This window comes from Angustibacter speluncae (assembly GCF_054777815.1).
Genome location: NZ_BAAHAF010000103.1, coordinates 21587 through 28194 on the forward strand (window position 1 = coordinate 21587; position 6608 = coordinate 28194).

Annotated in this window: 7 protein-coding genes and 1 pseudogene; 4 read left to right on the top strand and 4 right to left on the bottom strand. The window is 75.0% G+C overall.

Annotation, left to right across the window (positions count from 1 at the left end):
- Positions 1 to 49: 49 nt before the first annotated feature.
- Positions 50 to 799, top strand: a complete 750-nt coding sequence (locus ACYVKY_RS13110) for a PIG-L deacetylase family protein (RefSeq protein ID WP_460435436.1) — start codon at positions 50 to 52, stop codon at positions 797 to 799.
- Here ACYVKY_RS13110 and soxR read toward each other — a convergent pair.
- Entirely contained in the window at positions 796 to 1269 is a 474-nt protein-coding gene (gene soxR / locus ACYVKY_RS13115) for a MerR family transcriptional regulator (RefSeq protein ID WP_460435437.1), read from the bottom strand. The two genes, ACYVKY_RS13110 and soxR, sit on opposite strands and share 4 nt — an antisense overlap.
- Positions 1270 to 1318: 49 nt before the next feature.
- Between soxR and ACYVKY_RS13120 the strand changes: the two genes are divergently transcribed.
- Positions 1319 to 2065 carry an SDR family NAD(P)-dependent oxidoreductase gene (locus tag ACYVKY_RS13120; RefSeq protein ID WP_460435438.1) on the top strand — a complete coding sequence of 249 codons (747 nt, stop codon included), beginning with the start codon at positions 1319 to 1321 and terminating at the stop codon, positions 2063 to 2065.
- Positions 2062 to 3096, top strand: coding sequence for an S-adenosylmethionine:tRNA ribosyltransferase-isomerase (locus tag ACYVKY_RS13125; RefSeq protein ID WP_460435439.1), 1035 nt, complete (start codon positions 2062 to 2064; stop codon positions 3094 to 3096). The genes ACYVKY_RS13120 and ACYVKY_RS13125 overlap by 4 nt, the downstream gene beginning before the upstream one ends.
- 20 nt (positions 3097 to 3116) lie before the next feature.
- Here ACYVKY_RS13125 and ACYVKY_RS13130 read toward each other — a convergent pair whose 3' ends face one another.
- Positions 3117 to 3764: a hemerythrin domain-containing protein gene (locus ACYVKY_RS13130; RefSeq protein ID WP_460435440.1), complete on the bottom strand. Its 648-nt coding sequence runs from the start codon at positions 3762 to 3764 to the stop codon at positions 3117 to 3119.
- A gap of 85 nt (positions 3765 to 3849) precedes the next feature.
- Here ACYVKY_RS13130 and ACYVKY_RS13135 point away from each other — a divergent pair, with 85 nt between their 5' ends.
- On the top strand, positions 3850 to 5358 hold the full coding sequence (locus ACYVKY_RS13135) for a S10 family peptidase (RefSeq protein ID WP_460435441.1): 1509 nt from the start codon (positions 3850 to 3852) through the stop codon (positions 5356 to 5358).
- Positions 5359 to 5361: 3 nt separating this feature from the next.
- On the opposite strand, the pseudogene ACYVKY_RS13140 reads toward ACYVKY_RS13135, so the two are convergent.
- Positions 5362 to 5923: pseudogene (locus ACYVKY_RS13140) on the bottom strand (LysE family translocator).
- Positions 5924 to 6034: 111 nt separating this feature from the next.
- Positions 6035 to 6608 (bottom strand): sucrase ferredoxin (locus ACYVKY_RS13145; protein WP_460435442.1); only part of this gene is annotated, 574 nt, incomplete at its 5' end.

The following is a 6608-nucleotide window of genomic DNA, read 5'->3' on the forward strand; positions in this document are numbered from 1 at the left end:
AGTCTCCCAGACCTGTCCGCCGGCACGCCGCCGCACTACCGTCGCCGGCATGACCGACGGCCCGCCCCCCGGACGCCCCGCGCTGCAACCGCTCGAGGAGGACTTCGAGCGCGTCCTGTGCATCGCCGCCCACCCCGACGACCTCGAGTACGGGACGGCGGCCGCCGTCGACCGCTGGGTGAAGCAGGGCAAGACCGTGACCTACCTGCTGGCCACCCGCGGCGAGGCCGGTATCGACACGATGCCGCCCGCCGAGGCCGGCCCGGCCCGCGAGCAGGAGGAGCGCGACGGCGCCCTGGTCGTCGGCGTCGACGTGGTCGACTTCCTCGAGGGCTACCTCGACGGCGTCATGGAACCCACCCTGGGGTTGCGTCGCGACCTGTGCCGCGAGCTGCGCAGGCTGAAGCCGGACGTCGTGGTCACCGGCAGCCACGAGCTGCGGTTCCGCCCGGGCATGTCGAACCAGGCCGACCACCGCGCGGTCGGCATGTGCGTGCTCGACGCGGCCAAGGACTGCGGCAACCGCTGGATCTTCCCCGAGCTCGTCGCCGAGGGGTACGAGCCCTGGAAGGGACTCAAGGCGGTGATCATGGGCGCCTCGACGTCGCCGACGCACTACCTCGACGTCACCGGCCACCTCGAGCCCGCGATCGCCTCGCTCGAGGCGCACCGCGCCTACAACGAGGCGCTGCCCGACGACTTCCCGAAGCCGCGCGAGCTCGTGACGATGATCCTGTCGATGGGCGCCGAGGCCGCCGGGACCGAGCACGCGCTGCTGTTCGAGGTCTTCGGGAACTAGAGCGTCACGCCCGGGGCGCTGCGCAGGGCGCGCGGCAGCAGCGCCGCGCCGCGCGCGCCGTGGCGGCCGAGCGCGTCCTGCGGGTTCGAGAACGAGCACGCCCTGAGCGACAGGCACCCGCAGCCGATGCACGAGTCGAGCCCGTCACGCAGCCGCTCGAGGGCGGCGATCTGCTCGTCGATGCGGCCGCGCCAGTGCCGCGAGATGCGTGACCAGTCGGCCTTGCTCGGGTTGCGGCCGCTGGGCAGCGTCGCGAGCTCGTCGCGGATCTCGTCGAGCGACAGCCCCACCACCGAGGCGGCGCGCACGAACGCCAGCCGCCGCAGCACCTGCCGCTGGTAGCGCCGCTGGTTGCCGCTGGTGCGCTCGGCCGTGATCAGGCCCTCGGCCTCGTAGTAGCGCAGCGCCGACGGCGCGAACCCGCTGCGGCGACTGACCTCCGAGATCGTCAGCTGGTCGGTGGGTCGCACGTCACGCTCCCTTGACCTCAAGTCGAGTTGAGCTACCAGCATCACCGGCATGACCACCAGAACACAACCCGCAGACCGCACCCACGACCGCGTCGCCGTGGTGACCGGCGCCTCCGAGGGGCTCGGACGGGCGCTGGCGCTCGCGCTCGCCCGCGACGGCTGGGCGCTGGTCGTCGACGCGCGCCGCACCGCACCGCTGGAGGGGGTCCGCGGCGAGCTCGCGACGGCCGGTGCGCCCGACGTGGTCGCCGTGCCCGGCGACGTCACCGACCCCGCGCACCGGGACGCCCTGCGCGGCGCCGTCGCGGGCCTGGGTCGGCTCGACCTGCTGGTGCACAACGCCAGCACGCTCGGAGCCAGCCCGCAGCCGCACCTCGAGGCGCTGGACGCCGACGTGCTGCGCCGGGTGCTCGAGACCAACCTGGTGGCGCCGCAGGACCTCACCCGCCTGCTGCTGCCGCACCTCGTCGCCGCACGCGGCACCGTGCTGTCGGTGTCGTCCGACGCGGCGGTGGCGCACTACGAGGGGTGGGGGGCGTACGGCGCCTCCAAGGCCGCGCTCGACCACCTGACGCTGACCTGGGCAGCCGAGCACCCCGAGATCGGCTGGTACGCGGTCGATCCCGGCGACATGCGCACGCGGATGCACCAGGACGCCTTCCCGGGCGAGGACATCGGTGACCGCCCGCCGCCCGAGCAGGTGGTGCCCGCGCTGCTCGCGCTGGTCGGTGCCCGCCCGTCGTCCGGACGGCTCCGCGCCGCGGACGTCGCGGTCCGCGAGGAGGTGCCGTCGTGAGCGTCCGCACCTTCGCCGCCCAGCCGGCCGAGCAGCGGGGCCTGCCCCGCGACGGCGTGCGACTCCTGGTCGCCTCGGGGACCGGGCTGGTGCACGCCCGGTTCCACGACCTGGCCGAGCACCTGCGCCCCGGCGACCTGCTGGTCGTGAACGACTCGGCCACCGTCCCCGGGCAGGTCGACGGGGTGGTCGTCTCGGGCGACCGGCCCGCCGACCCCGTGGTCGTGCACGTCGGTGCGCGCCTCGACGACGGGTCGCGGGTGGTCGAGCTGCGCACCGCACCCGACGCGGCCGACCCCGTGCTCGACGCCCGTGCGGGCCTGCTGGTCGACCTCGGCGGGCGCGTCACCCTCGCGCTGACGGCGCCCTACCCGCGCGAGGGCTCGTCCCCCACCGGGCGCGGTACCCGGCTCTGGCGGGCGCGCGCGTCCGGACCGCTCGACGCGCACCTGCGCGAGGTCGGACGCCCGATCGCCTACGGGTACCTCGACCACCCGTACCCGCTCGAGGCGTACCAGACGGTGTTCTCCGTACGACCCGGCAGCGCCGAGATGGCCAGCGCCGCACGCCCGTTCACGTCCGAGCTGGTGACGCGCCTGGTCTCGTGCGGTGTCGGTGTGGCACCGGTGACGCTGCACACCGGGTTCTCGTCGCAGGAGGCGGGTGAGTGGCCGCAGCCGGAGTGGTTCGAGGTGCCGGAGGCGACCGCCGACGCCGTCGCCGCGACCCGGGCCCGCGGTGGCCGCGTGGTCGCGGTCGGCACCACGTCGACGCGCGCGCTGGAGTCGGCGGTCGACGCCGACGGCCGCGTGCGTGCGACGTCCGGCTGGACCGAGCACGTGGTGACCCCGGGCACCCCGCCGCGGGTCGTGGGCGGGCTGGTCACCGGCTGGCACGACCCGACCGCCTCGCACCTGCTGCTGGTGCGGGCCGTGGCCGGCGACGCCCTCACCGCGCGGGCCTACGAGGCGGCGTCCGACGAGGGGTACCTCTGGCACGAGTTCGGCGACGCCGGGCTGTTCCTCCCGTGAACCCGCCCGGGCGGCCGCCGTCAGCCGAACGCGGCGGCGGTCACCCGGCGGTAGCGGCGTCCGGCGAGCAGCGACGACAGCGCCCGCAGCGGCGCGGGCATCACCTCGCCGAAGGCCCGGCGCTGCGCGGGGTCCAGGGAGTCCGACACCCACTGCACGAACCACAGCGCCTCCGCCAGCGGCGCGTCGCGTCCCATCCGCCGCAGCGCCGCCGAGACCGCCTCGGGGTCGGCCGCGCCGAGCAGCTCGTGCATCTGCGACTCCTCGTGCGCGAAGTGCGTGGTCGCGGCGTCGCGGAGCCGGTCCAGACCCGCGGCCGCGCGCGCGGCGTCGTCCGCCGCGGCCGAGGTCCGCAGCGCGGCGAACGCGTCGCGGCTGTCGCCGAGCCCGCGCACGATCTCCTCGTGCTCGTCGGTCAGGTCGGCGACGTCGTGCTGGTGACCCGCGCCCGGGTCGCCGATCACCGGCCACAGGTTCTTCTCCTCCCCCTCGTGGTGGGAGGTGAGCATCTGGTCGAAGTGCGCGAACGCCTCGCCCAGCGCCTCCGCGCGCCCGGCGTCGCCGGGCGTGAACGTCTCGACCGCCGCCGAGAAGCGGTCGAGGTCGCGCCGCACCGCCACGTGGATCAGCCGGTTCATGGTCTCGCCGTGGGTGAGGGTGTCCGCCATGCCCGACAGGGGACCACGCTCCCGTCCCCGGCGGAATGGCCCGAAGGGCCGAGGTCGTCCCACCCTGCGGCTAGGGTCGGGCGTCGTGGCCGACGAGAAGACCGACAGCACCGCCCGCGACGACGCGACGACCCCCGCGGAGGCGGCGAAGGAGCCGGCGACCACGGTCACCGACGACCTCTTCACCACCCACCACACCCTCAAGGTCGGACGCCGCACGCTGCGGTACACCGCCACGTCCGGACGCGTCGTGCTGCGGCGCGAGGTGGTCGAGGACGGCGAGTTCAAGGGGCACAGGGCCGAGGCCGAGGTCTTCCTCACCTCGTACACGCTCGACACCGGCACCGGTGACGACGCGAGGCCCGACCCCGACCGCCCGGTCACGTTCTGCTTCAACGGCGGCCCCGGGTCGTCGTCGGTGTGGCTGCACCTCGGGCTGCTGGGCCCCAAGCGGGTCGTGATGGGCGACGCGGGCTCGCTCGCCCCGCCGCCGTACGGGCTCGCCGACAACGCCGAGACGCTGCTGACGACGTCCGACCTGGTGTTCGTCGACCCGGTCTCCACCGGCTACTCGCGCGCCGTCGAGGGCGGCAAGCCGGGACCGTTCCACGGCTACACCGGCGACATCGAGTCGGTCGGCGAGGTCATCCGGCTCTGGACGACGCGCAACGGCCGCTGGATGAGCCCGAAGTACCTCGCGGGCGAGTCGTACGGCACCACCCGGGCCGCCTCGCTCGCCGACCACCTGCAGTCGCGGTACGGCATGTACCTCAACGGGATCATGCTGATCTCGATGGTGCTCGACATGGGCACGATCCGGTTCACCGAGGGCAACGAGCTGCCGCACGCGCTGTTCCTGCCGACCTACGCGGCGATCGCGCACCACCACGGCCTGCACGGCGAGCGGCCGCTGCGCGAGGTGCTGGCCGAGGCCGAGGAGTACGCGGCCCGCGACTACCCGTGGGTGCTGTCGCGCGGCGCGCGCCTGACGCCGACCCAGCGCTCGGCGGCCGTCCGCAAGCTCGCCGGCCTCACCGGCCTGTCGCGCGAGTACGTCGACCGCGCCGACCTGCGCATCGAGCACCTGCGGTTCTTCACCGAGCTGCTGCGCGGCCAGGGCCGCACCGTCGGCCGCCTCGACGGCCGGTTCAGCGGGTGGGACAAGGACCGCGTCTCCGAGCTGCTCGACCGCGACCCCTCGTACACCGCGATCCACGGCCCGTACAGCGCCGCCTTCAACCACTACGTCCGCGAGGAGCTCGGCTTCGAGAGCGACCTGCCGTACGAGATCCTCACCGACAAGGTGCGGCCCTGGTCGTACAAGGAGTTCGAGGACCGCTCGGTGTCGGTGGTGTCGCGGCTGTCGGCCGCGATGCGCACGAACCCGCACCTGCGCGTGCACGTGGCGTGCGGCTACCACGACGGCGCGACCCCCTACGCGGCCGCCGAGCACACCCTGGCCCACCTCCACATCCCCGACGAGCTGCAGGCGAACATCGAGGTCCGCTACTACGAGGCGGGCCACATGATGTACGTCCACGAGCCGTCACGGGTGCAGCAGAGCAAGGACCTCGCCACCTTCGTCGGCGGGTGATCCTCAGCGCGAGGCCAGCGCCACCCGGACGCCGAGCCCGACCATGACGGTGCCGCTGACGGCCTCGACCCGGCGGCGCACGCGCGGACGGCGGAACCACCCGCCGGCCCGCCCGACCGCGGCGGCGAGCGCCAGGTAGAGCACCGTCTCGATCGCGACCTGCAGCAGCGCGAGCGCGGCCGTGGTGGCGAACAACGGGCGTCCGGCCGGCACGAACTGCGGGTAGAACGCCAGCATGAAGACCGCCGCCTTCGGGTTGGCGAGCTGCACCACGGCCCCCTCGCCGAAGCGCGCCCACCAGCGCCGCGCGCCGGGGGCCGCCGGTCCGTCGTCCGCCGGCTCGTGCGCCGACAGCGCCGACCGCCAGGCGCGGACGCCGAGGTACGAGCACACCCGCCCCGACGACCTTGAGCACGACCCACGCGACCTGCGACACCGCGACCAGCGCGGCGAAACCCGCGGCGGCCAGCAGCGCCCAGGCGTAGAGCCCGAGCTCGAGCCCCAGCACCGTCGGCACGGCGCCGTGCCACCCCTGGACGGCAGCCCGGCGCAGGATCAGCGCCATCGCCGGACCCGGCGAGGCCGAGATGAGCAGCACGGCGACGACGAACGCCGGCAGGGTCGCGAGCAGGTCCACGCAGCGATGCTCGCACCCGCCGGCAAGCGGTTTCGGGCGTCAGGCGACGACGTAGCGCACGGCGGACGCCGGTGACGCCGCGCGACAGGTCAGCAGCGCGGCCTCGGCCGCGAGCGAGCCGACGTCGAGCACCCGCGCCCCGACGCCGTCCACCTCGAGGTGCACCCGCCAGCGCCGCGACCCGGGGACGTGCTCGACGCGGACGACGCCCACCGCCGCCGGAGCGAGCGGGCCGAGCTCGCGGTGCAGGTGCACGGCCGCCACCTGCTCCCACGGGTGCAGGTGGCTCCAGCCGCGCAGGAACGCGGGGTCGGCGCGGCCGGCGAGGTGGTCCTCGACCAGCCGCACCGGGTCGGTGTCGTCGACCGCGCCGTAGACCGTGCCGTCGGGCACCACCAGCAGGTTGGCCGCGAACCGGTCGCCGCCGAGGTGGCTGCACTCCCACGTCCCGCCGGGCCAGCGCGCGGCGAGCGCCGCCGCGACCGGGCGCCCGCGCACGGCGCAGCAGGTGTCGTGGCGCCCGTGGGCGCACACCAGCAGCCGCGGGGTCGCGTCGTCCGGGGCGCGGGGCGGGACGTCCTCGGCGGTCGCCGTGGCGACCAGCAGGTCGTCG